Here is a 25,818-nt window from a genome sequence, read left to right on the forward strand (position 1 = left end):
ATTGAGTTAATGGGAGACTAGAGATCAACGAAATACGCAATTCACGTTGGACTTGATCGTGCACAGCTGTGCACATTGACCTCGCCGTCTTTCCCGCACCAAAACGGGGCACCCCGTTTCAAGATCGTTTTCACGGGCATTTTCGTGCCCGTGAATGACACCATTCCCGATAGACGCCACTGGATGCACTGCATCTGCTTTCAATCAAAAGACCGGAAATCCCGGTTTCATACAGGAGTCCTTTTCATGAGAACTATCCTGAACGCGGCAATGGCAATTGGTCTCACCGTTGCACCCGCCACCGCCGATGAGCTTACCGTCATCACGGCAGGTGACCAGAACATGGTTGACTATATCAATCAGTATCTCGGACCGTTGTTCGAGAAGGAAAATCCCGGAACGACCGTTCGCGTTGTGGGAACAGGTCCCGGCGATGCGGGTTCGCAGAAGGTTCTCGAGCGTTTCGAAGCCCAGTCCAAGGCTGGCGTGGAAAAATGGGACACCGACGTCGCCGTCGTCCACGAGAAATTCGTCGGACCGATGGTAACGGCGAAGTTCCTCGAAAATTATCGCGGCAAAATCGACAGCGGTAAGCTGGTGACGCGCGATAATGCGAAAATGGCGCTCGGTACGGATGTCGACGGCTACGTCATGCCGATGTTCAACAGCCAGACCGCACTTGCCTACAATCCTGCACTCGTTGCCAATCCGCCAAAGAGTTATGACGAGCTCGTCGCATGGGCCAAGGAAAACCCAAAGCAATTCGGCTATAACGGCATCAAGGGTGGCGCATCGGGCGTGAGCTTTGTTATGGGCTGGATCTATGCTTATGGTGGCGACGCAGACAAGCTGATGAAGGGTCCATTCGAAGAGGGCGAAGCGAAGAACTGGGACAAGGCGTTTGCCTCGCTAAAGGACTTTACAAAGAACGCCACCCTCACCCCAGGCAATGCAGGCACGCTCGACATGTTGAGCCGTGGCGAAATCGCGATGGGACCAGTATGGGTGGACATGTTCTATTCGTGGAAGGCGAATGGACAGCTTCCGCCGGAAATGAAACTTGTCCTACCAGCTCCCGGCATGCCCGGTCAGCCGATGCATTATGTGATCCCGGAAAAAAGCGCGCATAAGGAACTGGCCGAAAAATTTGTCGCATTGGCGACGAGCCCGAAAGTGCAGGCCGAAGGTATCGTGAAGCGCTTCAACTGGTATCCGGGCATCGATGCCGACCATGTCAAGGCAGAGCTGGACGGCGACACCTGGAAAAAGCTCTTCACCGACATTTCGCCGGACGAGCTTGCTAAATACGGCAAGCCTTTCCCGATCGCACCTTATAACACTGCGATTCTGGAAGCTTATGAGCGTCAGGTCGGCAATTAAGCTCAACAATCCTGCCTTCTATTGGAGCGCTTTGACGAACTTGGTTACATGCAAAGCGCCCCGATGTTGATGCCGGATATGCAATCAAGGCACCACGAGCGTGTCCGGCACTCCACATTGTCATGAGGTTTCGAATGTCGCATCGACTGACAGGTATTCTTCTTGTCGCGCCCGCACTGGCGATCGTCCTATTACTGTTCATCGTACCGCTTTTCGGAGCGATCACCGGAGCTTTCAATGTTTCCGGGGAATGGGGAACCGGCAATTTCACCAAAGCATTCGAACTTTATTCCAGCGACATCATCTTCACCTTTGTCATCGTTACACTGTCGTCCCTGCTGATTGCGTTATTCTCTATCGCCATCGGCGGTTACCTGACGCTCGGCTCCAACCCGCGCGCTGTCACTGTCCTGCGCTGGCTCTATCGCTGGCCGCTTTTCATCCCCTTCATCGTGGTTGGTCAGATACTTCGCACCTTCCTAGCCAAAAACGGGTTGATGAACAGCCTGCTCATTGAAACTGGGCTCCTAACCCCACTGCAGGCAATGAGCTTTCTCGACTGGCGTGGCATCGTCATTGCATTCGTCTGGAAACAGACGCCATTCGTCACCTTGCTACTGGCAGGTGCCATGGCATCCATCGATCGCAGCACGATTGAATCCGCTCGCAATCTTGGTGCCGGGCGGCTGCGCATTCTCATTGAGATTGTTCTGCCGCAAGTCCGCCAAACGCTGCTCGTGGGGTTGATACTGAGCTTTGTCACCATGATGTCCGTCTTGTCCGTTCCTTTGATGATCAACGCCCAATCACCAACGATGATCACGGCAAACATGGCATTCCGTATCAATGCTTATGGGGATTACGGCGTCGCAAATGCATTGGGTACGATCTCGCTCCTCATGACCAGCCTCGTCGCCTGGGTTTACCTGCGCCAGACCATGAAGGAACACGGCCAATGAGCAACATCATCGACTGGCGCTGGATACCGCGTGGCATATTGCTTGGTCTGCTCGCCTTCGCGATTTTCGGGCCGCTCGCCAACCTGCTTCTGTGGGCTGTAGCTGAGCGTTGGTATTTCCCATACACACTGCCGCTTCAGTATGGTTTCTCTTTCTGGGCGAATGTGTTTTCGCCTCGCGGCAATGCGCTCTCGTCACTTGGCACAAGCGTTCTTATTGCAGGCCTGACAGTGATCGTTTCACTCGGCCTTGCCATTCCCGCCGGTTATGCTCTGGCACGCCTGAAACTGCCGTTTCGCGGGCTGATCCTACTGACGCTGCTGATCCCGCAAGCTTTTCCAAACCTGCCCGTTTACGTAAACATCGCGCAGATGTTCTACTCTTTCGGCCTGAATGGTACGATCACAGGCGTCGTTCTGGTGCATGTCACTCATGGTCTGGTCTATGCCGTCTGGATCGCCACGGCAGCGTTTTCGGCAATTGATCGGGAGCTTGAAGAAGCGGCGCGCTCAATGGGCGCTTCCGCCCTCAAGACATTCTTCGACATCACCCTGCCAATAGCCGCACCGGGTTTGCTTGCAAGCGCGATCTTTGTCTTTCTTGAATCGCTCGATGAGTTTACCGGCACTTATTTCGTTGGCGCCCCTGATATTTCCACCCTGCCCTTGCTGCTTTATACAGCGAGTTCCGGCGGCAATTATCAAATCGCGTCGATCAGCGCATTGATATTGCTGGTGCCATCAATTGCCTTCATGTTCGTGGTCGAGCGCTTCCTCAGGGCCGATGTCCTTTCAAAAGTAGGGCGATAAAATGCCAGATAAAGAAATACAGCGAGAACAGGACAGCGCGGATAACCAGCCACGGTTCATCAGCGCGCACGAAGTCGCGCTCGAGGCAGGCGTGTCACGCTCCGCTGTGTCCCGAACCTTTACGCCTGGCGCCAGTGTTTCGCCCTCAACACGCGAGAAAGTGCTGAAAGCTGCCGAAAAGCTGGGTTATCAGGTCAACGATCTTGCACGCGGTCTTCTTGCCAATCGCAGCCGTATCGTCGGAATGATTGCGGCAGACCCGGATAGTCCTTTTCGCTCCCGCCAGATTGCAGCGCTTTCCCGTCGACTTGCAGCACGTGGCAGTGTGCCGGTGTTGATCCCGACCGGCCAGCATGGAGAAAACCTCTCTGCGGCCCACGAAACGCTGTTGCGCTATCGTGCCGAAGCGACGGTAGTTCTTTCCGGCATGCCCTCGTCGTCATTTGTCGATCTTGCCCAACGAAACGGCCAGACCCTGATCCTCGTCGGACGAACCGAAGAGGGAGCCGATCATATTCACATCAACAATCGACTAGCCGCCGAAACGGCTGTCGAAATTTTCGCGGCACGAGGCATGAAAAAGCTTGGCCTCATAACGTCGAATGTCGGTAGTCTCAATCTGATTGAACGTGAGGAAGCATTCATCGCCAAAGGCAAAAGCCTTGGATTGAGCGTCAGCGTACAGCGCGGTGACCTGACCGACTATGACGGCGGTTACGGCGCGGCCTCCTTACTCCTCGGCGAGCGAGAGCGCGTCGAAGGCGTGTTTTGCGTCAACGACCTTATGGCTTTCGGCCTGATGGACTGCGCACGCGATGTCTTCAATCTCTCTATTCCTGACGATATTTCGGTTATCGGCTTCGATAATGTCACGGAAGCACGCTGGGGGGCCTACCGGCTGACAACATTCGATCAGAATGCTGAACGCCTTTCCGCCGAAATCATCCGTCTGCTTGACGAGAGACAGGCCGCACCAAATGCGCTGCCTCAGACAGTTGTGCTCGAACTACCGCTCATATTGCGGAACAGCGTCAGGCCACTTAAAAACGAACGCGGCGTTCGAGGGATGCCAAATCAATGACTTTCCACTCCATCTGGTTGCGTCCTGCACGCGATGACCTCAAATTTCTGGAATCCATCGTTGCAGAACTGGCTGGCCACTTTGCTTCGCCCGTATTTGAACCACATGCGACACTTGTACCCGATATGAAACGCTCGGCAGACGAACTGCTGCCGCTGGTGCTCAGCCTTGCGGTTGGTCGCAAACCTCTGGATATTCTCATTGAGAACGTGACCGGAACCGAGGCTTATTTCCGCTCTTTCTACGCCACGCTGCAGAAAACACCTGCACTCATGGCACTGAAACAGGATTCACTAGGTATATCTGGAGAGAACGACATCTCGACTTTCCTTCCACATGTTTCGCTTGCCTATGGCGTTGCTGATCGAGCTTCGCGCGAAACAGAGATGGCTCGCCTAGCAAGATCACTTGCTGGTCGTAATCTACGCTTCGACCGAATGGTGATCGTCAGTTCTTCAAGCGAGACACCAATCGATCAATGGATCGTCAAACACGAAATTTATCTTGCCGGATAGAAAAAGCCTGCCAGTCGGCAGGCTCTCTATACGTCCTCTCGGCTCTAAAGCGGACGCGGATACTGCCTGTAAACCTTTTCGATATCAGTCAGGACATCTTCCGACAGTTTGACTTGATGGGCCGCGATATCGGTCTTCAACTGATCTACAGTCGTTGCACCTATGATGGCCGAGGTCATAAACGGGCGTGTCAGTGTAAAGGCAATCGCCATCTGGGCGATGTCGAGACCGTGCTTCTTCGCAACATCGATATAGGCGCGAATTGCGGGCTCTGAGTGAACATTGTTCCGCCAGATGCCGCCTTCGGAAATGACCGCGCGCGAACCGGCGGGCAACCTGCCGCCCAGATATTTCCCGGTCAGAACGCCAGCTGCAAGCGTCGAATAAGCAAGCAGTCCAACGTCTTCGCAGAGCGCCAGCTCTGCCATGTCAAAATCGAACTGGCGCTGCAGAAGACTATATTCGTTCTGGATTGAGGCGATGCGTGGCAGACTGTGCTGCTCCGCCAACCGAAGCCACTGCATCGTTCCCCAGGCTGTCTCATTGGAAAGACCGATATGCCTGATCTTTCCGTCGCGAACCATGTCTCCGAGCCCGAGCAGAACATCATGCATCTGTTGGGTTTCTGCCGTTCCATCCGTGTTGGACGGATCAAAGCTCCAGCTCTGGCCAAAATGGTAGTGAGCGCGCATCGGCCAATGGACCTGATAGAGGTCAATGTAGTCCGTCTGAAGCCGTTTCAGACTGTTCTCCACCGCCTCGCGAACACTGGTTCGGCTTGGCCTGGCGCCGTCTCGAATCCACTTCTGCCTACCGCCACCGGCGATCTTGCTCGCCAGTACGATCTTGTCACGTTTTCCAGATTTCTTGAACCAACTGCCAATGTAGGTCTCTGTCTTGCCATAGCTTTCTGGACTCATCGGAATGGCATATCCCTCGGCAGTATCAATAAAATTGATACCAGCATCGAGAGCAATGTCGAGCTGCTCATGAGCATCGGACTCGGTATTCTGTACACCCCAGGTCATGGTGCCGAGGCAAATTTCAGTGACAGTAAGGCCGGTACGGCCCAAAGGCTTCATTTTCACGAGAATTTTCCGGATCGATTGTTCGCAACTGCGCGATATGAGAATGGGGCCAATTGATAGCCCCACTCTTCCGTAACTGACAAGCCTGTCACGAAAGTTTTAGATAAAACTATAGAAACCTTTCAGCCGAATAAGGTTTCGGATCGACAAACGGTTCTTCTCCGACAAGCATCTCAGCAAGCAAACGCCCTGTCGCAGGTCCAAGCGTCAAACCGTGATGAGCATGGCCGAAATTGAACCATAGTCCCTTATGTTTTGGCGCCGCCCCAATAACGGGACGCATATCCGGCAAGCAAGGGCGCAATCCAAGCCACGGCGTCGTTTCGATGGCGTCTCCCAACTGGGGCACAAGCTTGCGCGCTATTTTCTCGTCCTTCTTGAGCTGTATATAGTTGGCAGGCGCATCCGGTGAAGCGAACTCTATGCCTGTCGACAGCCGCACACCCTGCACCATTGGGGCAAGAACATAGCCCGCTTCTTCATCCACCACTGTATGACCGAGCCGCGAGCCATCCTTCATGGTGAAATGAAGATGATGACCACGCTTGATGCCAAGCGGGACCGGATAGCCGAATTTTCGGAAGATGAGGCCGGATTGCGGACCAAGCGCCACGACAACATCGCGCGCATGGACGACCGCCTCCTCCGTCGTCACCTGCCAGCCACTCTCATTCTGTGCCAGGCTAACAGCATCTCCGTGAGCAACGACGCCGCCATTCCTGTGGAACAGATCAGCGTAGGCTTTAACCAGCCCACCCGGGTTCACAACAGTCTTGGGGTCAAGCCAGTGAATGCCACCAGCCACATCGCCAAGCGACGGTTCACGCTGGCGCAAGGCTGCCGCATCCAGAATATCATAAGACAGTTTGAAGTGCTGCAAACCGGGCAAACGGCGCACTGCTGCGTCGAATGCAGAAGATGACCGGAACACCTCGATCCATCCTTGCGACCGGATCAACCGTTCACTGCCCGACTGGGTTACCAGAGTATCATGCTCGCGAACACTCGCTTCAATCAAGGGCAGCATGGCATTCGTGGCAGTCATCAACCGCTCTGGCGACGATTCCCGCCAATATTGAAACAGCCAGCGAGCCATCTTCGGTATGTAAAACGGGCTGTAGCGAACGTCTGAGCGACGGTTCATCCCGTACCGCACGAGCGTCCAGAAGCCTTGCGGAAAGGAATAGGGAATGACGCTTGATCGCTCGATCAGACCGGCATTGCCGAAACTGGTACCATTTCCGGGCTCGCCTTTGTCAATCAGGCAGACAGAACGACCTCGCGCCTGCAGATGTAGTGCCGTGGACACGCCAACAATACCGGCGCCCAGAACGATGACATCTTGTTGCTGAATCGGCATTTCCGGCATCCACCAAACCAAACAAATAAACGCGCCGATTGCAGCCGGCGCGTTGTTGCTTACAGCAAAGAGCTGTATCTTTTACAAGCAATCAGTAGATGTCGAAGTCGAAATATTTCTTCACGATCGTGGCATAGGTTCCATCGTCGCGAATTTTCTTGATTGCCGCATTGAACTGTTCGCGTAGATCGTCATCGCCCTGACGGAGCGCAATTCCGGTATCGGTCTGCGTGCCGGGAATATCGCCGATAAGCTTGCAACAATCCGCACCATCACCCTTGATCCAGTCAGAAATCGGGAATTTGTCGGAAACAACCGCATCAAGCCGCCCATTCTTCAGGTCAGCATTGGCTTCGTCGGCAGTCGGGTAAAGCTTAACATCAGCGCCAGCCTTGCCGTAGACATCCTCCGCATAATTGCCCTGCGTCGTCGATCCCTGAGCGCCAACCGACTTTCCCTTGAATGCTTCGGCATCCAGCGATGTGATCGGGCTATCCTTCGACACGGCAACGGAAAGTGGTGTGGAATAGTATTTGTCCGTGAACGCAACTTCCTTCTTGCGCTCTTCCGTGATGCTCATCGATGCAATGACCGCATCGAACTTGTTCGACTTCAGGCCGGGAATCATCCCGTCCCAGTCGTTAGCAACAATCGTGCACTTGGCATCCATCGCCTTGCACAGGGCATTGGCTATTTCGACATCAAGTCCCTGAAGCGAACCGTCCGCCGCCACGAAATTGAAAGGTGGATACGCTCCTTCGGTGGCGATGCGGATTTCTTTCCATTCTTTGGCCTGCGCCGGCAAGGCAGCGATTACAGATGCTACGCCCGCAAATAGGATGGCTTTCAACATAACTATTCCCCTTACTGTTTTGTTATCGTTGTAATTGGCAGGGCACCCCCCGCGAATGGTAGCGTCTGATTTCATGCGCTTGCCATGACTGAAGCACCGGACGCCTTCCACTGCAAGCAGGTTTTGAAGACGCCCGGAGTCTAATTTGTCACATCAATAGATGTCGAAATCGAAATACTTCTTGCGGATCGTTTCGTAGGTGCCGTCGTCACGGATTTTCTTGATTGCGGCGTTGAACTGTTCACGCAGATCGTCGTCACCCTTGCGCAGGGCAACGGCGATCTTCGTTTCAGAACCCGGAATATCACCAAGGAACTTGCAGCAGTTTGCGCCCTGCTTTTTCAGCCAATCTGCGGCGAGGAATTTGTCGGCAGCGATCGCGTCCAGACGACCGCTTTCGAGATCAGCATTGGCTTCGTCAGCCGTCGGGTAAAGCTTCACATCCGCGCCTGCCTTGCCGTAGACATCATCAGCATAGTTGCCCTGCGTGGTGCCAGCCTGTGCGCCAACCGTCTTTCCATCGAATGCCGACGGATCGAGCGAAGTCATATCCGTATCCTTCGGCACGACAACCGCAAGCGGCGTCGTGTAATAGCGCTCGGTGAAGGCAACCTGCTTTTCGCGCTCTTCGGTGATGGCCATCGAAGCGATGACTGCATCGAACTTGTTGGCCTGCAGGCCCGGGATCATGCCGTCCCAATCATTGGCGACAATCGTGCACTTGGCTTCCATCGCTTTGCAAAGCGCATTTGCGATATCAAGATCGAAACCTTCAAGCTTGCCATCTGGAGACATGTAGTTGAACGGCGGATATGCACCTTCGCTGGCGATACGGATTTCTTTCCATTCCTTTGCCTGAACAGGCAAAGCGAGGAAGACGGAGGCCAGACCGGCCAGCAAAACTGATTTCAACATGACTTTCCTACTTCTTTAGAAGCGCACCCGAGAACTGTGAAACGGTTCTCAGTCAAGATGCGCCGGTAGACACACATAAGGCGGAGTAGCACATCCATCCGCCAGTCTGGATTGGGCAATGCGCTTAAACCCGATCCGATTCAATTGCGACTTTGATAGGACAGATTGACTGAATACCAAAACGCAAAAAGGGTCTGCTGCGTACCAGCGCAACAGACCCCGCATTCATGCGGCAGAAGCTATCAGGCAACCATACGTGCGCAATGATCTTCTTGTGCATATGCCTTGCCAAAGCGGTTCGAAAGGAATGCTTCGAGCGTAATGTCTTCCTGGCGGATAAAGCCCTGCTGCGGAAGATCACCCTTGGCCAGCATGTCGAGCACAGCGCAGATCGCCGAAGCCGTGGTAATCTGGATGCCCGAGCGAATGATCTTGCCAACCGGAGCGGCATAAACCTTGTTTGCGTAGGTTTCCTGAACCAGACGGCCGTTCTTGGTGCCGGAAACGGTCACAAAAATCACCACGACGTCCTGAAGAGTCGTCGGCAGGGCATTTTCGAAGATGTCCTTGAGCACTTCACGGCGATGACGCAGGCCGAGATCGTTGAGGAGCGCCTTCATCAGCGCAACGTGACCCGGGTAGCGGATGGTGCGGTAGTTGAGCGTGCGAACTTTGCCTTCCAGCGTTTCGCAGAGCGTGCCGAGGCCACCGGAGGTGTTGAAAGCTTCGTAGGTAACGCCGTCGAGCGAGAACTCTTCGCGTTCTTCGAGAGCAGGAACTTCGCTCAGCTCGCCATTCACGATGGCTTCGCACGGCTCGATATATTCGTTGATGACGCCGTCGGTGCTCCAGGTCAGATTGTAGTTCAGAGCATTCGAAGGGTACTGCGGCAGAGCGCCAACGCGCATACGAACGCTGTCGAGCTTGTCGAAACGCTTCGCCAGATCATAGGCAACGATGGAGATGAATCCAGGAGCAAGGCCACATTGCGGAATGAAAGCGGTCTTGGCTTCCTTCGCCAGTTCCTTGACGCGGCGTGTGCTGGCAACATCTTCGGTCAGGTCGAGATAATGAACACCTGCCTTAGCAGCAGCTTCGGCGATACGGGTCGTCAGATGGAATGGAGCGGCGCTGAGTACAGCGAACTTTCCGGTCAGAGCAGTTTCAAGAGCCTTGGCATCTTCAATATCAAGCGCCTGCGTCTTGACTTCTGCGCCCGATTCCAGTGCATCGAGCTGCGCCTGAGAGCGGTCGACAACGGTAACGGCATACTCGCCTGTGGAAGCGAGAAGATCGGCAATGGTGGCACCGATTTTGCCTGCGCCGACAACTACGATCTCTTTCATATAACTTTCCCCTTGGAATGCAATTCGGATATGCAAGAATCGCATAGTTCTATGCAAAAAGAAGCATACAAACTGACGATATGACGTTGTTTGTTTGCACATATTGACGTATTTAATATGCATTATGACGACAGAAGCCGATCTTACCCTCATCGCCCTCCTCCGTGAAAATGCCCGCGCCTCGACAGCTGACCTCGCACGGCGCCTCGGAGTGTCCCGAACTACTGTCCAAAGCCGCATCGAAAAGCTTGAGAAACGCGGAGTTATAGAGGGCTACACGGTACGAATCGCACCGGAATTCGAGCGTGATCTGGTTCGCGCTCATGTACTGGTGACCGCACTACCCAAGCTCGCGCCCAAAGTCGAAACAGTTCTGCGCGGCATGATGGCCGTTCGCTCGCTCCATTCCGTCAGCGGGCATTTCGATATGATCGCCGTTGTGGAAGCTCCTTCTATACAGGAACTCGACGCCGTTCTGGATCGTATAGGCGCGCTGGAAGGCGTTGAGCGCACGATGTCATCCATCATCCTTTCGACGCGGATCGATCGCTGAGGCACAAAGATTAGTACGGCAGCAAACGAGATCCCTCGCACCTATCAGATGGAGATTGCTCCACTGGAGCGCTTTCGGCGAAAGAGCATCGCCGCAAGGCCTAAAAGCACGGTGCCTGCGATGAACAAAAATGCTGCGGCAGCGATAGCCGGACTGATATTTTCTCGAATTGTCGAAAACATCTGGCGTGCCAAAGTACGCTGATTTGGACCAGCGACGAACAGCGTCAGCACAACCTCGTCCAATGAAGTCGCGAACGCCAATACTGCACCAGACGCGATGCCCGGCATGGCGAGCGGAAGTGTGACTTTACGAAAAACTGTCAGAGGCGATGCGCCAAGGCTTTCGGCTGCCAATTCAACACGGCGGTCGATACCTGCCAGAGCACCCGTAACGCTCACCAGAACAAAGGGGATCGAAATCACTGTATGCGCAACAATCACACCGAGATAGGAATTCGCTATTCCGAGCCGGACAAACAATAGCTGCATACCGACGCCCATAACCACGGCGGGAACGACCATGGGCAACAGGAACAAAGTTTTAATGGGGCCTAAAAGAAACAAAATCCTGCTGCGCAGGCCAAGTGCTGCCATCGTTCCCAGCACAGTCGCCAAAATCGTTGTTCCTGATCCGATAATAAGGCTGTTGACGATTGCGCGCCGCCAGACATCCGCCGTGGCGAGTTCTTCAAACCAGCGCACTGACCAGCCGGGCACTGGATAGGTCAGAAACACGCTGGATGTGAATGCAAGTGGAAGAATTGCAAACAGCGGAGCAATCAAAAAGACCACCGCGGCCACACCGAACAGGATTTTCGCGAAACGCCCCATGTTCATGCTCTCCCCCGCTCGTCAGCGGTGAGCCGTCCGTAAACGGCATAGAGTACGAGACAGGCGACGAGCAACACGAGCCCCAATGCACCAGCCATACCCCAGTTGGCCGAACCGGTTGCGTAATAGGCGATGATCGAGCTTATCATCTGGTCGCCCGGTCCACCGATCAGAGCCGGAGTTATATAGTAGCCAATAGCGCTCATGAACACGAGCAGCATGCCAGACAGGATGCCACGCATACTTAAAGGCAGTAGTACCCGCACGAAAGCCCTCCAAGGCGGTGCGCCGAGCGATGCAGCAGCCGGCATGAGATTGCTCGGGATCGATACAAGAACGCTATAAATCGGCAGCACCATGAACGGCAAAAGTACATGGGTCATGGCTATCACTACCCCTGCCCTGTTGAAGATCAACGGTAGCGGTCCATCGGTGACGCCAAGCCAGATCAACGTATCGTTGATAAGTCCCTTATCCTGTAGAAGAATGAACCAGGCAGCAGTACGCACCAGCAATGATGTCCACAACGGCAACAGAACTGCCGCAAAAAGCACACTCCTGATCCAGCCTGAGGATGATGTGAGCAAGACGGCATAGGGATAGCCAATTATTGCACAGGCAAGTGTCACCAGCGCGGCAATCCAGAACGTGCGCAGCATAATCGCCCGGTTGGCCGATGTACCGGGCGCCATTGAAACAATTTTTCCGGATGTATCGCGCTCCATATCGACCGCCGCGAGCAGGTTGCGATCAGTTGTTGGTGAAAGCGCATTCGCAATAGCATGCCAAAACTCCGGTCGGCTCCATCGTTTGTCGATCATTTCCAGGTCAGGAACAGGATCGCCCTTCTCGATGGCTGAAAGTGTTTTGCTCATCAAGGTACGAAAGCCCGATTGGGCGCTGTTCAAGCGGCGGACCATGTCGCCTACGGCCTGCTGGTCGGTCGAAGCCTTCAGGTCTGCCACGAGCGCCTGTTTCATTTCAGGTGATGGAGCCGATTGTCCGTCCCAAAGAGTTACAGCCTCGGCGGTCTGGGGGAGAACACGCAAAACCGCCGTATCGGACACGGCCTGTTTCATCATCACCCCAAGTGGCCACAGAAAAAACAAGACAATGAAAACAAGCAGGGGCGCGATCAGAAATATCGCTCGGACAGTTTTGCCGAATGGAACCGTCATGCTGCAATAGTCCAGCAATCAGCAGCATTGAACCCCGCTACGACATCTGTTCCAGCCGCCCATTCACGCGCTTTCCTGTCAAGACGCACAATAAAGTCATGAGCACTGGCATCCAGCTGGATACGCAGATGGTCCCCTTGATAGACACTGTCGATCACACGTGTTTTAAGAAGATTGTCTGAACCACCTTCCCCGCCCAGTTCGATGCGCTCGGGCCGGATGGACAGAAGAACTTTCTGTCCCGCCCCCAACGTTCCCTTCGATGATGCGGTTAGTGTGCCGCCATCCTTCAGACGAATGAAAGCGCTCGTACCTTCCACCCGCTCGACCGTTCCTTCAGCAAGATTGGTTTCGCCTATAAATTCGGCGACGAAACGGGTCTGCGGCTCATCATAAATTGCACGCGGCGTGCCAATCTGTTCGATTTTTCCTTTGTTGAAGACAGCGATCCGGTCCGACATAGTCAGCGCTTCGCTTTGATCATGGGTGACAAAGACAATCGTCAGTCCTAACCGGCCATGCAACGCACGAATGTCAAGTTGCATCTGTTCACGCAGCTGCTTGTCGAGCGCGCCAAGCGGCTCGTCCATCAGGACCACGCCCGGCTCGAAAACCAGTGCACGGGCGAGCGCCACGCGTTGTTGCTGTCCGCCAGAGAGTTGCGATGGCTTGCGTTCACGCATTGTGGAGAGCTGAACCATATCGAGCACCTTATCCACCAGCTTGCCAATCTCTGCTTTCCCAACACCTCGCATCTGAAGCGGAAAGGCGACATTCTCGCCAACTGTCATATGGGGGAAAAGCGCGTAGTTCTGAAAAACCACTCCCATGTTGCGCTTGTATGAAGGAACCGTATTGATTGCCTTGCCATCGACATGGATTGCTCCACTGCTTGGACTTTCAAACCCGGCAAGCATCATCAAAAGCGTCGTCTTGCCTGAACCGGAAGGACCAAGAAGGCTCACGAATTCACCTCGATCAATATCGAGGTTCAAACCATCTATAACTTTGAAATCACCGTAGGATTTGCTGATATTCTCGAAGCGGATGCGGCAGTCCGTCAATGAATCACTCCATCTTCCGGAAAACAGGGAAACCCCGCCGATATTGCACCGACGGGGCCATGACTGTGAATTATTGCGCCAGCCAGGCGTTGAAGCGCTTCGTCAACTCTTCGGAATTATCGATCCAGAAATCCACGTTAAGAGGAAGGGCGTCTTTCAGATTGGCTTCCGCCGTTGGAAGATCCGATGCGAATTCCGCAGGCACCTTGCTTGCAGCTTCCTTGTTCGGCAGACCGTAAGCGACATATTTCGGCAGCTTCACCTGATTGTCGGGCTGGCTGGCAAAAGCAATGAAATCCAGCCCTGCATCCTTGTTCTCGGCATCTTTCAGGATCACCCAGCTATCGACAGCATAAATGCTGCCCGGCCAGACCACCTTGAAGTTCTTGCCTTCGCTCCTGTTTATGCCCGTGATGCGCCCATTATAAGCTGATGCCATCACAACTTCATCCGAGGCCAGCAATTGCAGTGGTTGTGCCCCTGCTTCCCACCAGACGATATTCGGCTTCAATTCATCAAGTTTTTTGAACGCGCGATCCACGCCCTCCGGGGTTGAGAGCACATCATAGACCTCATCCTTGCTGACCCCGTCGGCGAGGAGAGCGAATTCAAGCGTATACTTGGCACCCTTACGCAAGGAGCGCTTGCCTGGAAACTTCTTCACATCCCAGAAATCAGCCCAGGATTGTGGGCCATCTTTCAGCTTGTCCGCATTATAGGCGATTGCTGTCGACCACACGATTGCCCCTACACCGCAATCATTGACCGCACTGTCGAGGAACTTGTCCTTGCCGCCAACCTTGTCCCAATCAATCTTCTCGTAAAGACCGTCAGCACAGCCGAGAGCAAGTTCTTCGGCTTCTACCTGCACGACATCCCAGTTGGGTTTTCCTGCTTTCACCTTCGCCTGAACGACGCCGTAACCACCGTCCCAGGATTCATCTAGCAAAGGTTTGCCGGTCTTCTCGGAAAAAGGTTTGAAGTAAATTTCACGCTGGGCGTCCTGATAGTTGCCACCCCAAGACACGACCGTCAGGTCGCGAGCAGCAGCGGAGCCAGTATAAAGTGCGGTTGCGAGGAGTCCGCCCATCAGGGCAAGGCGAGCAATTTTCATCGACATGTTCCCCATTTTGGTTCGGCGGGTTGTTCCCGCCGTTGTGTAATGAGGTCATGCTAACTTGATCGGTAGTCGTGGGCAATATTGTAGTCGCCCAACAATGCAAAAGTAGTATCTGCCCAGCTAGATGTGACAAATCCGGGCGGGAAAGCACCCGGATATGTGATCTAGTTATTGTCAGACGCGTTCCAGCGCAATGGCGATCCCCTGCCCGACGCCGATGCACATCGTTGCAAGAGCGTATTTGCCGCCATTGAGCGCGAGTTCGAGCGCCGCCGTACCCGCGATACGCGCCCCGGACATGCCGAGCGGATGCCCGAGCGCAATACCACCACCGTTCGGATTGACGCGTTCATCGTCATCAGCAATTCCAAGATCGCGCAACACTGCCAGTCCCTGCGACGCAAATGCTTCGTTCAGTTCAATCACATCGAATGCATCGGGTGCGATACCAATACGTGCAGATAGTTTCTTTGTCGCCGGAGCGGGACCAATACCCATGATGCGCGGAGGAACACCCGCCGTGGCGCCGCCCATAATATGGGCAATCGGTGTGAGGCCGTATTTCTTGATGGCTGCTTCAGATGCGATGATAAGCGCGGCAGCTCCATCATTGACACCGGAAGCGTTACCCGCCGTCACAGTGCCCCCCTCACGAAAGGGTGTGCCCAACTTCGCCAGTGCTTCCAGGCTCGTGGCGCGAGGGTGTTCATCCTTAACGACAACGACCGGATCGCCCTTGCGTTGCGAGATCGTGACCGCAACGATTTCCTTTGCAAGGCGTCCATTGGCTTGCGCGGCTGCCGCCTTTTCCTGACTGCGAAGTGCAAAAGCGTCCTGATCCTGCCGCGAGACGTTGAAATCTTCGGCAACATTTTCACCCGTTTCAGGCATAGAATCGACACCATACTGTTTCTTCATCAAAGGGTTGATGAACCGCCAGCCGATTGTGGTATCGAAGATTTCCGCCTTGCGTGAAAATGCAATGTCGGCCTTAGGCATGACAAAGGGGGCGCGGCTCATGCTCTCCACACCGCCAGCAACGAGCAGTTCCGCCTCACCAGCCCTGATAGCGCGTGCAGCCGTTATGACTGCATCCATCCCGGAACCGCAGAGACGGTTGATCGTCGTTCCAGACACTCCTACCGGCAGCCCGGCCAGAAGCAGCGACATGCGCGCAACATTGCGGTTGTCTTCCCCCGCCTGATTGGCCGAGCCAAAAATCACATCGTCGACAGCTTCCCAATCGACGGAACCATTACGCTCCATAAGCGCTTTCAGCGGAATGGCGCCGAGATCGTCGGCACGCACGGAAGAAAGCGCGCCGCCATAACGACCAATGGGAGTGCGAATGTAATCGCAGATATAGGCTTCACTCATTACATGGTCTCACAATTCGGGAACAACGAGATCGGCGACCGGGCCGTCGACATGCAGCTTTGCGCCGGTCATGGCTTGAAGGTCTTCCAGCGTCATGGCGGCCAGCTTTTCACGCAACACGAAACGCCCCTTGTCGATATCGATCACAGCATGGCTGGTATAGATGCGGGTGATACATGCGACGCCGGTTAGCGGAAAAGTGCACTTTTCAACCAGCTTCGGTTCACCCTTCTTCGTTACATGCTCGGTGATGACGACAACTTGCTTCGCACCATGTACCAGATCCATCGCACCGCCCACTGCGGGCACGCCTTTGGCGCCAACACGCCAATTGGCGAGATCACCGTTCTGGGCAACCTGATAGGCGCCGAGAATCGCGACATCGAGATGTCCGCCGCGCACCATCGCGAAACTATCGGCATGATGGAAAAATGCCGCGCCGGGCTTTAGCGTAACAGCCTTCTTGCCAGCATTGATCAGGTCCCAGTCTTCCTCACCTGCTGGCGGCGCTTCACCGAAATCCAGAACGCCATTTTCCGTGTGAAAAATCGCTTCGCGTCCTTCCGGTTGATAGCGGGCGACCATTTCGGGAAAGCCAATTCCAAGATTTACATAGGCACCATCCTGAATATCCTGCGCGGCGCGCCATGCGATCTGGGCGTTGGACAGTTTGATGTCATCATGAATATCAATCATCATACGTAGGTCACTCCAGCACGAATGAGCTCTTCTTCTTGCTGCGGATTTGCAACTTCAACGACACTGTCGACGAAGATACCCGGCGTGATGATATTTTCCGGCTCAATGCCGTCGAGCGGAACGATTTCCGATACCTGAACAATCGTCCTTGCAGCAGCCATACACATGAGTGGATTGAAATTACGCGCAGCCATGCGGTAGGTCAGATTGCCGTGCGTATCGCCAAGATGCGCTTTAATGAGCGCAAAATCAGCTTTCAGCCAACGCTCCTGCACATAAGGTCGTCCATCAAATTCAGCTATTACCTTGCCTTCGGCGAGTTCCGTGCCATAGGCTGTCGGCGTGTAGAACGCCGGGATACCAGCGCCACCTGCCCGGATACGCTCAGCAAGCGTTCCTTGCGGTACAAGTTCCAGATCGATTTCACCGGCAATATATTTGTCCGTGAAAGCGCGCGGATCGGAAGACCGCGGGAATGAACAGATCATCTTGCGAACCATCCCGGCATCAATCATTGCCGCGATGCCGATGCGCCCATTGCCCGCATTATTGTTGATCACCGTCAAGTTCTTCGGCCCCTTATCGATCAGGGCATGGATCAATTCTATTGGCGCGCCTGAGCCACCGAACCCCCCGATCATGACCGTAGCGCCATCGCCTATTCCGGCAACAGCCTCGGCCAGACTTCCGATTGTCTTGTCCATTTTACCTCCATACCAGAGCGTTCGAGCTTCGTGCTTGAGCGTCCGGTCGCAATCGCACTGGAGTTAGCCACCTCGTCGGCAAAGGGTCAAACATTTTGTGCGATAATTGACATTTGTTCATATATCGCACAAATTATCTACTCAAATTGAGAGGGATTTCATGCGCGAAACAGATTTCATCGGAGGTTTTGCAAAGGGATTGAAGGTCATCGAAGCGTTCGGTGAAGACCAACCACGTCTTTCAATAGCGGACGTTTCAAAAATAACTGGTCTCGATCGTGCAACCGCACGACGGTGCCTGCTGACACTAACCGAGCTCGAATATGCTGAGTATGACGGCAAGTTCTTCATGCTTCTGCCCAAAATTCTTCGGCTCGGGCATGCCTATCTATCTTCGACGCCATTGCCGACAATTATCCAGCCGCATCTGGACCGGCTCTCTGATGCCGTAGGAGAGAGCGCATCCGCATCCGTTCTGGATGGAACGGAAATTGTTTACATCGCGCGCGCCTCACAAATGCGCGTGATTTCCATCAACTTGATGGCGGGAAGCAGGCTTCCAGCCTACTGTGCTTCGATGGGGCGTGTGCTTCTGGCCTGGCTTCATGAACCCGAGGCTCAGGTGCTTCTCGAGCGCACTGAACGGAAAGCTTTGACACCATTTACAAAGGTGGAAATTGCCCCGCTGATGACAGAACTCTCCATTATTCGTGGTCAAGGTTATGCAATTAACGATCAGGAACTGGAGATCGGACTACGCTCCATCGCTGTTCCTGTTTTCAATCATCGAGGTTTAGTAGTTGCGGCGCTCAACATCGGGGCACCCGTGGCACATGTCGAAACAATTGACCTTGTGGAACGCTTCCTGCCTGCAATGCTTCAAGTCCAGTTGGATCTACGCAATTTGCTGAGATGACCGCAGAGAATGAAAAATCCAATTTATTCTATGATGATGAATCCAGAGCGGCCAGACGCTCGCGCTCCCTCAAACGGAATGTACGGGGTGTTTCGCTCGTTATCTTAAGGAAGAAGCGTGAAAAATATGCGGGATCTGAAAAGCCAAGGCTGTAGGCGATATGTTGCACCGATGATGGCATGGCTATCAAATCGCGCCTGGCCGCCTCAATCAGCCTGCTTGCAATCATGTCTTGTGTCGTCCTTCCTGTCAGCTGTTTGACAGTCCGGTTGAGATGCGTTGGTGAAACACCCAGCAATTTCGCATAAAATGAAACGGGTTTGTGTTCTCGGTAATAGCGGTCGATCAGCTCCAGCAGACGCTCAATGCGAGTGTGCCCATATATCTGACGGTCTTCCTGCTTTGCGGAATTTGAAGAATAAGCGTGTCGCAGAACATAGACGAATGCGGCTTGAACAAGAGATTCCAGCAGACTGTTTTTATATGGTTTTCTCGTGTGAAACTCATCTTGTACTTGCCGCAGAAGAGAGGAAAGTAACGCCAGATTCTCGTCGCCCGCTCCTTTCATCGATATGAGTTGAGGATGCATCAACCACTTCGCCATAACGCCCCCAGAGCCGTCTCCAATAAACGGCATATGAGGGCTCAAAATCGTTACAATGTGCCCCACTATATCTCGAGAGAATGCAAACCCATGATTAAAACCGGGTGGCACCATAATGGCACATGGCGTTTGAAAGGGGTGGATGGCGCCATCGAAGCTCACCTGCCCCGTACCCCCTTCAATATATAAAAGCTGAAAGAAGCTCTCGTGACGATGCAACGAAATTTCGAAATTATGCAAACTTGATCGCGAGAAAAGCGTCTCGCAGTGTAGCCAAAAATCCGGCTTCTGCTCGCTTTCTTCTCCATAAAGCTCGTATGTTGGAACAAAATTATCCGACACTTACCCTCCAATAATGTTCGATTTGTACAATAAATAGTCGAGATTATCCATTGCCAGCAGGAACGTTCCTTCAAGAATAAAGACGGAATTGCATTGGGAGGAACTTATGCGCACTCAGGTGGCAATCATCGGATCGGGCCCGGCCGGCCTGCTCCTCGGTCAACTTCTGACTAAAGCCGGGATAGACAATGTCGTGCTGGATCGCGTCAGCGCGGATTATATTCTGGGCCGTGTACGTGCTGGTGTCTTGGAAGAAGGCACGGTCAATCTGATGGATGAAGCCGAAGCTTCAACACGCCTTCACGCAGAGGGATTGCCACATGACGGTTTCTCACTCGCCTTCGACGGCCGGGATCACCGTCTCGACCTGCACAAGCTGACCGGCAAGCGCGTTACGGTTTATGGCCAGACTGAGATGACGCACGACCTTATGGATGAACGGCGGAAGTCGAGCACCACCAGCATTTATGAAGCCGCCAACGTAACACCGCATGATTTCGATACGACATCGCCATATATTACCTACGAGAAAGGCAGCAAAACCCATCGCATCGACTGCGATTTCATCGCTGGATGTGACGGGTATCACGGCATAAGCCGCAAATCTGTACCAGACAAGGCAATCGATATTTTTGAAAAGGTCTATCCCTTTGGCTGGCTCGGCATACTGGCCGACATTCCGCCGGTCGCTCATGAGTTGATCTATGCCAACCACGAACGAGGTTTTGCGCTTTGCTCCATGCGCTCGCTCACACGCAGCCGTTATTACATCCAATGTTCACTTGATGAAAAGATCGAAGACTGGAGCGACGAGCGCTTTTACGATGAACTGCGCTGTCGCCTTCCGGTACATCATGCCGAAGCAATGATAACCGGACCGTCTTTCGAGAAATCCATTGCGCCTCTACGCTCTTTCGTGGCTGAACCAATGCGCTTTGGACAGCTTTTCCTTGTTGGAGATGCCGCCCATATTGTTCCTCCGACAGGTGCGAAAGGGCTGAACCTCGCCGCCAGCGACGTGCACTATCTTTACGAAGGATTGAGAGAGTTTTATCTGGACAAATCAAAATCTGGCATCGACGCTTATTCTGCTAATGCGCTTGCGCGCATCTGGAAGGCCGAACGCTTTTCATGGTCCATGACCAAAATGCTACACCGATTTCCTGATATGGTTCCGTTTGATCAGAAAGTGCAGGAAGCAGAACTTGACTACTTCTGCACTTCCGAAGCTGCCTCAACCGCACTTGCTGAAAACTACGTCGGATTGCCGTTCTGAACGGTGAATACTATAAATAAGACGTAACTAATATTATTTAATAAAACATATAAAACTGATGCTTTATTTTAGAATTGATGTAGAGTTTTATTGATAATCGAACCCCCAACAAGAAGTTCCGGCCAGAACTTCTTGCAACTAGCGCGGTCAGCTACCTTATTTGGGTAGCTGGCCGCGTTAATCTCTAGAGCTTCACACCAGCAGCTTCGCGCAACGTCTGGATCAGAATTTGCATAGCGGCTGTCTGTGTCGTGTCAGTTCGCATGGTCAACCCTACCGGACCTGTCGTTTCGCTTGTATCGATGGAAAGAGCGACAAGCTTGCCTTCAGATACATCTCTGGCAGCAACACCTTCTGAAATGATCCACACCGCATCACTGTCGCGGACGAAAGCACGTCCGAATGCATCGGAAACGGTCTCAATCTGAACTGGCAGGGCACCTATACCGTTCGTAATCAGCAAACGATCCACAAACGGGCGAATGATTGAATTGCGTGTCGGCATCAGAACCGGGTAGTCGGCCAGATGCTCGAAAACCGCACGTCCGTCCGTCAGGGGATGCCCTGTCCTGACAAGAAATCGAACCTGCTCCGAATAAAGATGCTCGAATGAAAAACCGGTCATCTTTTCCGGCGCGGCAAGCCGCCCTACAACCAGATCGAGATCGCCAACCCGTAGCTGCTCCAGAAGAACAGCATTTTCACCCGTAACGATTTTTACACGGCTAGACGTTCTTTCCGCGAGAAACAGGCTCATCGCTTTCGGCATGATGCGTGTTGAGACTGTCGGCAAGGCGCCAATACGAATAGGCGGCCCCGATCCATCCAATTCTTGCGACACGGAATCCAGCCCTTGCCGCAAAGCGGTCAAAGCCGTCCCAGCATGACGCAGGAATACTTCACCAAACCGCGTTATCCTTATGCCACGACCATCGCGTTCCACTACTGGAACGCCCAGAATCTCCTCCAGCTCACGCATCGTCTTGGTCACTGCTGGTTGGCTGATACTCAGGAGTTCGGAGGCCTTGACCACACTCTTCTGTCGCGCAACCTCAACAAACGTATGCAGATGACGAAATTTGATCCTGTTCCCAATCACTTATCTATAACCCTGTAGTTATGATTTTTGCCAATAATATCATTTTACTTAACCAGTTCAAAGCACGACAGTGCGATGTAAGAGGAGAAAGCTGTGCAGTTCGCATCCGTAAACGACGTCGTCATGCATTATGATTTCCAGCCAATAGCCGCAGAGAAGCCTGTTCTGGTTTTCATCAATTCGCTCGGAACCGATTTCCGGATATGGGATGAAGTTCGCGCACGCCTGCGCAACGACGTATCGACCCTCGTTTATGATAAGCGCGGCCACGGCCTTTCAGATGTCGGAGCCACCCCCTACACAATCGAACTCCTTGCGACCGACCTCATCAACCTGCTCGACAAGCTTTCGATAAAACGGGCGATCATTTGCGGTCTTTCCGTCGGTGGACTGATTGCGCAAGGTGTTTATGCAGCGCGCCCCGATCTGGTGGCCGGACTCGTTTTGTCCAACACCGCTCACAAGATCGGTACAGCAGCGATGTGGGACGCGCGCATAGCTGCTATTCAGCAGGATGGCCTTTCAAGCATCCTCGACGCGACGATGCCCCGCTGGTTCACGTCGGACTATCGACGCTCCGATAATCCTGCCTATCGTGCCTATTGCAATATGTTCGTTCGGCAACCGCTCGACGGCTATGCGGCCACCTGTGCCGCGCTGCGTGAAGCGGATTTAACCGAAGTAGCCAGGACTATTTCGGTGCCAACACTTTGTCTGGTCGGTGATCAGGACGGCTCCACACCGCCTACCCTTGTGCGCGAACTGGCAAGTCTTATCCCTGAAGCAGATTTCGCAGAGATTGCCACCAGCGGTCACATTCCCTGCGTTGAACAGCCCGATGCCTATGTCTCGCTGTTGCGCAACTTTATTTCAAACAGATTCTAACATGGAGAGTAGCCATGGCTGACAAGGCAGTGCGGTCGGAACGCTACAAGATCGGCATGAACGTACGCCGTTCAGTTCTGGGCGATACGCATGTGGATCGCGCGTCAAACGGTGCAACCGACCTTGATGCTCCGTTTCAGGAGCTTATAACAGAAGCCGCATGGGGCACGGTCTGGGCGCGACCCGGCTGGACAAAACGAGAACGGTCGATCGTTACGATTGCACTGCTTGCAGCACTCGGGCAAGACGATGAAGTTGCCATGCATATACGCGCTACGAAAAATACGGGCGCAACGAAGGAGGACATCTGCGAAGCATTGATGCATGTCGCAATCTATGCGGGGGTTCCGGCATCGAACCACGCTTTCAAGATCGCCAAGCAGACCTATGCGCAGATGGAAGCGGAGGAAGATGAAAAATGAAGAACAGTCTGCCGGAGACAACTCCGTTCTTTGCTCGCGATCTGTCCATGCATCCATCGGCTTACACGCCGTGGTATAAGACCTCCGTCCTTCGCTCGCCTACTCGTGCTTTGCTTTCGCTCGAAGGCACCAAAAGTGAAATTACGGGCCCGGTATTCGGGCACAGTATGCTGCACGAGCTGGATAATGACCTCATCCTCAATTATGCGCGCCCCGGCGAAATGCCGATAGGCCCACGCATTCTTGTGCATGGCCGTGTTCTGGACGAGAGTAGCCGTCCTGTTCCAGGCGCACTGCTGGAATTCTGGCAGGCCAACGCTGGCGGGCGTTATCGCCACAAGAAAGAAACCTATCTTGCGGCCATCGACCCCAACTTCGGCGGCGTCGGTCGCACGGTCACGGACGAAAACGGCTACTACTGGTTCAAGACCATCAAGCCCGGCCCGTACCCTTGGCCAAATGGTGTGAATGACTGGCGTCCGGCTCACATCCATTTTTCTGTGTTCGGTCATGGCTTTGCACAGCGCCTCATCACACAGATGTATTTCGAGGGCGATCCGCTGATCTGGATTTGCCCTATCGTGAAAACTATTCCCGACAAATCAGCTGTCGAACGGCTGGTCGCACCTCTGGACATGAGCGCTAATTTGCCGATGGATATGCTTGCCTACAAGTTCGACATTGTGTTGCGCGGGCGCCGCGCAACCTTGTTTGAAAATCGCCCGGAGGGCAACTGATATGGTGCAACCTCTCGGCTATCTGAAAGAAACCGTATCACAGACTGCGGGCCCTTACGTCCATATCGGATTGACACCCAATTTTGTCGGCATCAACGGCATTTTCGAGCAGGATCTCGGCTCCGGCCCTCTCTATGATGAGAAGACGACAGGCGAACGCATTACCATTAACGGCCATGTCATTGATGGCATGGGCGCACCACTCCGCGATGCGTTGGTAGAAATATGGCAGGCTGATGCGAAGGGCCTCTATAACAGCCCCTCCGAAACCGGCGGCAAGGCCGAGCCTGGTTTTCGTGGATGGGGCCGTTGTCCGAGCCATATGGACACGGGCGAGTTCACTTTCGAGACGATCAAACCTGGCCGCGTTTCTTTCAAAGATGGCCGCCTCATGGCACCACACGTTACCTTGTGGATCGTGGCCCGCGGCATTAATCTCGGACTGCAGACGCGGATGTATTTTTCCGATGAAGCCGATGCGAATGCAGAGGATCCGGTCCTTGCTCGTATCGAACATCGCAGCCGGGCGCAAACACTGATTGGTCAGCGTGAGGGTAGCGTCTATCATTTCGATATTCACTTGCAGGGCGAGAAAGAAACTGTCTTTTTCGATATTTGACGCATGAGCATCTCGGTCTTCGAACATCCGTTTCTGGCACAGCTTTTCGGCGACGACGAAGAGATATTGAGCCTGTTTACTGCGGCGGCTGATATTGCCGAGATGTTGCGCTTTGAAGCGGCTCTGGCTGAAGCTCAAGCGGGGCTCGGCTTGATACCGGTCGAGGCAGGACAAGCGATCAAACAAGCCTCAGAAACGTTCGAACCCCACCTATCTAATCTGGCAACAGCGACAGCGCGTGACGGGGTTGTCATTCCCTCACTCGTGAAAGAACTGCGTCTGGCGGTCGGAACGGATTACGGCGAATACGTTCATTTCGGCGCGACGAGCCAGGATGCCATCGATACGAGCCTGATTTTGCGGCTGAAACGCGCAAGTACAATTCTTTATGGGCGAATTCAGCAACTCACGCAGCGTTTCGATTGGCTTGATGCGACGTTCGGAAGGAATGCTCTGACGGGTTATACACGTATGCAATCCGCTATTCCGATCACCGTATCGGACCGCATCTCAAGCTGGAAAAACCCGCTCAACGCTTATGAGACCAAACTGAACACCATCGTCTTTCCCGTACAGTTCGGCGGTGCAGCCGGAACGCTTGAAAAATTCGGTGATCAGGCACCGGCTCTGCGTGCTTTGCTGGCTGATAGGCTCGGATTGCACGATAGCCCGCAATGGCATAGCCAGCGGGCCTTCATTGTCGAATTCGGCAATCTGCTTTCGCTCATCACGGGTACTCTTGGAAAATTCGGGCAAGATATTGCGCTTATGGCTGAACTGGGCACCGAACTCTCCTTGACAGGCGGCGGCGGTTCATCCGCCATGCCGCACAAGCAAAATCCGGTGTCGGCAGAGATACTGGTCAGCCTTGCCCGTTTCAACGCAGCCCAAATGGGTGGGTTGCATCAGGCTATGGTGCACGAGCAGGAGCGCTCAGGCGCGGCTTGGATGATCGAATGGATGATCCTGCCGCAAATTGTTGCGTCGACTGGCAGTGCACTCAAGATTGCATCAATCCTGATCGATAAGGTGGTTCGAATCGGAAACGAACAATTCTCGGACACATAACCATCCGGGTATCGTT

At 53.7% G+C, this 25,818-nt stretch carries 27 protein-coding genes; 13 read left to right on the forward strand and 14 right to left on the reverse strand.

Annotated features, from left to right (window positions below; all coding sequences use genetic code 11):
* The first annotated feature begins 246 nt into the window (after nt 1-246).
* The 5 genes from OANT_RS19150 to OANT_RS19170 all read left to right on the forward strand — a co-directional run bounded on the left by OANT_RS19150 (nt 247) and on the right by OANT_RS19170 (nt 4,744).
* Nucleotides 247-1,380: an ABC transporter substrate-binding protein gene (locus tag OANT_RS19150; protein WP_012093081.1), complete on the forward strand. Its 1,134-nt coding sequence runs from the start codon at nt 247-249 to the stop codon at nt 1,378-1,380.
* Between the two features lie 134 nt (nt 1,381-1,514).
* Nucleotides 1,515-2,339, forward strand: coding sequence for an ABC transporter permease (locus OANT_RS19155; RefSeq protein WP_012093082.1), 825 nt, complete (start codon nt 1,515-1,517; stop codon nt 2,337-2,339).
* Nucleotides 2,336-3,148: an ABC transporter permease gene (locus OANT_RS19160; RefSeq protein WP_012093083.1), complete on the forward strand. Its 813-nt coding sequence runs from the start codon at nt 2,336-2,338 to the stop codon at nt 3,146-3,148. The genes OANT_RS19155 and OANT_RS19160 overlap by 4 nt, the downstream gene beginning before the upstream one ends.
* Nucleotide 3,149: 1 nt before the next feature.
* Complete coding sequence (locus OANT_RS19165; protein ID WP_012093084.1) at nt 3,150-4,229, forward strand: LacI family DNA-binding transcriptional regulator; 1,080 nt, start codon at nt 3,150-3,152, stop codon at nt 4,227-4,229.
* Nucleotides 4,226-4,744 carry a haloacid dehalogenase gene (locus tag OANT_RS19170; RefSeq protein WP_012093085.1) on the forward strand — a complete coding sequence of 173 codons (519 nt, stop codon included), beginning with the start codon at nt 4,226-4,228 and terminating at the stop codon, nt 4,742-4,744. The genes OANT_RS19165 and OANT_RS19170 overlap by 4 nt, the downstream gene beginning before the upstream one ends.
* 44 nt (nt 4,745-4,788) lie before the next feature.
* Here the strand turns inward: OANT_RS19170 and OANT_RS19175 are convergent, their stop codons facing one another.
* The 5 genes from OANT_RS19175 to OANT_RS19195 form a co-directional block, all read right to left on the reverse strand.
* Nucleotides 4,789-5,826: an aldo/keto reductase gene (locus OANT_RS19175; protein ID WP_012093086.1), complete on the reverse strand. Its 1,038-nt coding sequence runs from the start codon at nt 5,824-5,826 to the stop codon at nt 4,789-4,791.
* 115 nt (nt 5,827-5,941) lie between these two features.
* Complete coding sequence (locus OANT_RS19180; protein WP_012093087.1) at nt 5,942-7,192, reverse strand: NAD(P)/FAD-dependent oxidoreductase; 1,251 nt, start codon at nt 7,190-7,192, stop codon at nt 5,942-5,944.
* A 91-nt stretch (nt 7,193-7,283) separates the two neighbouring features.
* Nucleotides 7,284-8,045 (reverse strand): ABC transporter substrate-binding protein, encoded by a 762-nt coding sequence (locus OANT_RS19185; protein WP_010658897.1) that lies wholly within the window; start codon nt 8,043-8,045, stop codon nt 7,284-7,286.
* Nucleotides 8,046-8,198: 153 nt separating this feature from the next.
* Entirely contained in the window at nt 8,199-8,960 is a 762-nt protein-coding gene (locus tag OANT_RS19190) for an ABC transporter substrate-binding protein (RefSeq protein ID WP_010658898.1), read from the reverse strand.
* Nucleotides 8,961-9,202: 242 nt separating this feature from the next.
* A complete protein-coding gene (locus OANT_RS19195) occupies nt 9,203-10,306 on the reverse strand; it encodes a saccharopine dehydrogenase family protein (protein ID WP_010658899.1) in 1,104 nt (367 codons plus the stop codon).
* A 124-nt stretch (nt 10,307-10,430) separates the two neighbouring features.
* On the opposite strand from OANT_RS19195, the gene OANT_RS19200 reads away from it, so the two are divergent.
* A complete protein-coding gene (locus OANT_RS19200) occupies nt 10,431-10,859 on the forward strand; it encodes an Lrp/AsnC family transcriptional regulator (protein WP_012093088.1) in 429 nt (142 codons plus the stop codon).
* A 44-nt stretch (nt 10,860-10,903) separates the two neighbouring features.
* On the opposite strand, the gene OANT_RS19205 is transcribed toward OANT_RS19200, so the two are convergent.
* From OANT_RS19205 to OANT_RS19235, 7 genes are all read right to left on the reverse strand, one after another.
* On the reverse strand, nt 10,904-11,692 hold the full coding sequence (locus OANT_RS19205; protein WP_041545674.1) for an ABC transporter permease: 789 nt from the start codon (nt 11,690-11,692) through the stop codon (nt 10,904-10,906).
* 2 nt (nt 11,693-11,694) lie between these two features.
* On the reverse strand, nt 11,695-12,870 hold the full coding sequence (locus OANT_RS19210; RefSeq protein WP_012093090.1) for an ABC transporter permease: 1,176 nt from the start codon (nt 12,868-12,870) through the stop codon (nt 11,695-11,697).
* Entirely contained in the window at nt 12,867-13,934 is a 1,068-nt protein-coding gene (locus OANT_RS19215) for an ABC transporter ATP-binding protein (RefSeq protein ID WP_012093091.1), read from the reverse strand. Before OANT_RS19215 ends, OANT_RS19210 begins: the two co-directional genes overlap by 4 nt.
* A 70-nt stretch (nt 13,935-14,004) precedes the next feature.
* Nucleotides 14,005-15,048 (reverse strand): ABC transporter substrate-binding protein, encoded by a 1,044-nt coding sequence (locus OANT_RS19220; protein WP_012093092.1) that lies wholly within the window; start codon nt 15,046-15,048, stop codon nt 14,005-14,007.
* Between the two features lie 180 nt (nt 15,049-15,228).
* Nucleotides 15,229-16,431, reverse strand: coding sequence for a 3-oxoadipyl-CoA thiolase (pcaF, locus tag OANT_RS19225; protein WP_012093093.1), 1,203 nt, complete (start codon nt 16,429-16,431; stop codon nt 15,229-15,231).
* A 9-nt stretch (nt 16,432-16,440) separates the two neighbouring features.
* Nucleotides 16,441-17,130, reverse strand: a complete 690-nt coding sequence (locus tag OANT_RS19230) for a CoA transferase subunit B (RefSeq protein WP_012093094.1) — start codon at nt 17,128-17,130, stop codon at nt 16,441-16,443.
* Entirely contained in the window at nt 17,127-17,834 is a 708-nt protein-coding gene (locus OANT_RS19235) for a 3-oxoacid CoA-transferase subunit A (RefSeq protein ID WP_012093095.1), read from the reverse strand. The genes OANT_RS19230 and OANT_RS19235 overlap by 4 nt, the downstream gene beginning before the upstream one ends.
* Before the next feature lie 160 nt (nt 17,835-17,994).
* Between OANT_RS19235 and OANT_RS19240 the strand changes: the two genes are divergently transcribed.
* Complete coding sequence (locus OANT_RS19240) at nt 17,995-18,750, forward strand: IclR family transcriptional regulator (RefSeq protein ID WP_010658908.1); 756 nt, start codon at nt 17,995-17,997, stop codon at nt 18,748-18,750.
* A gap of 28 nt (nt 18,751-18,778) precedes the next feature.
* Here the strand turns inward: OANT_RS19240 and OANT_RS19245 are convergent, their stop codons facing one another.
* A complete protein-coding gene (locus tag OANT_RS19245) occupies nt 18,779-19,696 on the reverse strand; it encodes a helix-turn-helix domain-containing protein (protein ID WP_012093096.1) in 918 nt (305 codons plus the stop codon).
* Nucleotides 19,697-19,802: 106 nt separating this feature from the next.
* Here OANT_RS19245 and pobA point away from each other — a divergent pair, with 106 nt between their 5' ends.
* Entirely contained in the window at nt 19,803-20,972 is a 1,170-nt protein-coding gene (pobA, locus tag OANT_RS19250; RefSeq protein WP_012093097.1) for a 4-hydroxybenzoate 3-monooxygenase, read from the forward strand.
* A 184-nt stretch (nt 20,973-21,156) separates the two neighbouring features.
* Here pobA and pcaQ read toward each other — a convergent pair whose 3' ends face one another.
* Nucleotides 21,157-22,071 (reverse strand): pca operon transcription factor PcaQ, encoded by a 915-nt coding sequence (gene pcaQ, locus OANT_RS19255; RefSeq protein WP_010658911.1) that lies wholly within the window; start codon nt 22,069-22,071, stop codon nt 21,157-21,159.
* Between the two features lie 93 nt (nt 22,072-22,164).
* On the opposite strand from pcaQ, the gene pcaD reads away from it, so the two are divergent.
* The 5 genes from pcaD to OANT_RS19280 are packed head-to-tail and all read left to right on the forward strand — an operon-like array spanning nt 22,165 to nt 25,802.
* Complete coding sequence (gene pcaD, locus OANT_RS19260) at nt 22,165-22,956, forward strand: 3-oxoadipate enol-lactonase (protein ID WP_012093098.1); 792 nt, start codon at nt 22,165-22,167, stop codon at nt 22,954-22,956.
* Nucleotides 22,957-22,970: 14 nt separating this feature from the next.
* The gene (pcaC, locus tag OANT_RS19265; RefSeq protein WP_012093099.1) at nt 22,971-23,378 is read left to right on the forward strand and encodes a 4-carboxymuconolactone decarboxylase; all 408 of its coding nucleotides are present in this window, start codon (nt 22,971-22,973) and stop codon (nt 23,376-23,378) included.
* On the forward strand, nt 23,375-24,115 hold the full coding sequence (gene pcaH, locus OANT_RS19270) for a protocatechuate 3,4-dioxygenase subunit beta (RefSeq protein ID WP_012093100.1): 741 nt from the start codon (nt 23,375-23,377) through the stop codon (nt 24,113-24,115). Before pcaC ends, pcaH begins: the two co-directional genes overlap by 4 nt.
* Before the next feature lies 1 nt (nt 24,116).
* Nucleotides 24,117-24,734, forward strand: coding sequence for a protocatechuate 3,4-dioxygenase subunit alpha (pcaG, locus tag OANT_RS19275; protein ID WP_012093101.1), 618 nt, complete (start codon nt 24,117-24,119; stop codon nt 24,732-24,734).
* A 3-nt stretch (nt 24,735-24,737) separates the two neighbouring features.
* Nucleotides 24,738-25,802: a 3-carboxy-cis,cis-muconate cycloisomerase gene (locus OANT_RS19280; RefSeq protein WP_012093102.1), complete on the forward strand. Its 1,065-nt coding sequence runs from the start codon at nt 24,738-24,740 to the stop codon at nt 25,800-25,802.
* The last annotated feature ends 16 nt before the right edge of the window (nt 25,803-25,818 follow it).

This window comes from Brucella anthropi ATCC 49188 (assembly GCF_000017405.1).
Taxonomy (GTDB): domain Bacteria; phylum Pseudomonadota; class Alphaproteobacteria; order Rhizobiales; family Rhizobiaceae; genus Brucella; species Brucella anthropi.

Coding starts and splice junctions, on each gene's coding strand:
- OANT_RS19195 (WP_010658899.1), bottom strand. CDS start 10,306: ATGAAAGAGATCGTAGTTGTCGGCGCAGGCAAAATCGGTGCCACCATT.
- OANT_RS19200 (WP_012093088.1), top strand. CDS start 10,431: ATGACGACAGAAGCCGATCTTACCCTCATCGCCCTCCTCCGTGAAAAT.
- OANT_RS19190 (WP_010658898.1), bottom strand. CDS start 8,960: ATGTTGAAATCAGTTTTGCTGGCCGGTCTGGCCTCCGTCTTCCTCGCT.
- OANT_RS19220 (WP_012093092.1), bottom strand. CDS start 15,048: ATGAAAATTGCTCGCCTTGCCCTGATGGGCGGACTCCTCGCAACCGCA.
- OANT_RS19165 (WP_012093084.1), top strand. CDS start 3,150: ATGCCAGATAAAGAAATACAGCGAGAACAGGACAGCGCGGATAACCAG.
- OANT_RS19230 (WP_012093094.1), bottom strand. CDS start 17,130: ATGATGATTGATATTCATGATGACATCAAACTGTCCAACGCCCAGATC.
- OANT_RS19235 (WP_012093095.1), bottom strand. CDS start 17,834: ATGGACAAGACAATCGGAAGTCTGGCCGAGGCTGTTGCCGGAATAGGC.
- OANT_RS19280 (WP_012093102.1), top strand. CDS start 24,738: ATGAGCATCTCGGTCTTCGAACATCCGTTTCTGGCACAGCTTTTCGGC.
- OANT_RS19160 (WP_012093083.1), top strand. CDS start 2,336: ATGAGCAACATCATCGACTGGCGCTGGATACCGCGTGGCATATTGCTT.
- pcaF (WP_012093093.1), bottom strand. CDS start 16,431: ATGAGTGAAGCCTATATCTGCGATTACATTCGCACTCCCATTGGTCGT.
- OANT_RS19155 (WP_012093082.1), top strand. CDS start 1,515: ATGTCGCATCGACTGACAGGTATTCTTCTTGTCGCGCCCGCACTGGCG.
- OANT_RS19175 (WP_012093086.1), bottom strand. CDS start 5,826: ATGAAGCCTTTGGGCCGTACCGGCCTTACTGTCACTGAAATTTGCCTC.
- OANT_RS19170 (WP_012093085.1), top strand. CDS start 4,226: ATGACTTTCCACTCCATCTGGTTGCGTCCTGCACGCGATGACCTCAAA.
- OANT_RS19240 (WP_010658908.1), top strand. CDS start 17,995: ATGCGCGAAACAGATTTCATCGGAGGTTTTGCAAAGGGATTGAAGGTC.
- pobA (WP_012093097.1), top strand. CDS start 19,803: ATGCGCACTCAGGTGGCAATCATCGGATCGGGCCCGGCCGGCCTGCTC.
- OANT_RS19150 (WP_012093081.1), top strand. CDS start 247: ATGAGAACTATCCTGAACGCGGCAATGGCAATTGGTCTCACCGTTGCA.
- OANT_RS19180 (WP_012093087.1), bottom strand. CDS start 7,192: ATGCCGATTCAGCAACAAGATGTCATCGTTCTGGGCGCCGGTATTGTT.
- pcaC (WP_012093099.1), top strand. CDS start 22,971: ATGGCTGACAAGGCAGTGCGGTCGGAACGCTACAAGATCGGCATGAAC.
- pcaH (WP_012093100.1), top strand. CDS start 23,375: ATGAAGAACAGTCTGCCGGAGACAACTCCGTTCTTTGCTCGCGATCTG.
- OANT_RS19210 (WP_012093090.1), bottom strand. CDS start 12,870: ATGACGGTTCCATTCGGCAAAACTGTCCGAGCGATATTTCTGATCGCG.
- OANT_RS19205 (WP_041545674.1), bottom strand. CDS start 11,692: ATGGGGCGTTTCGCGAAAATCCTGTTCGGTGTGGCCGCGGTGGTCTTT.
- OANT_RS19185 (WP_010658897.1), bottom strand. CDS start 8,045: ATGTTGAAAGCCATCCTATTTGCGGGCGTAGCATCTGTAATCGCTGCC.
- pcaG (WP_012093101.1), top strand. CDS start 24,117: ATGGTGCAACCTCTCGGCTATCTGAAAGAAACCGTATCACAGACTGCG.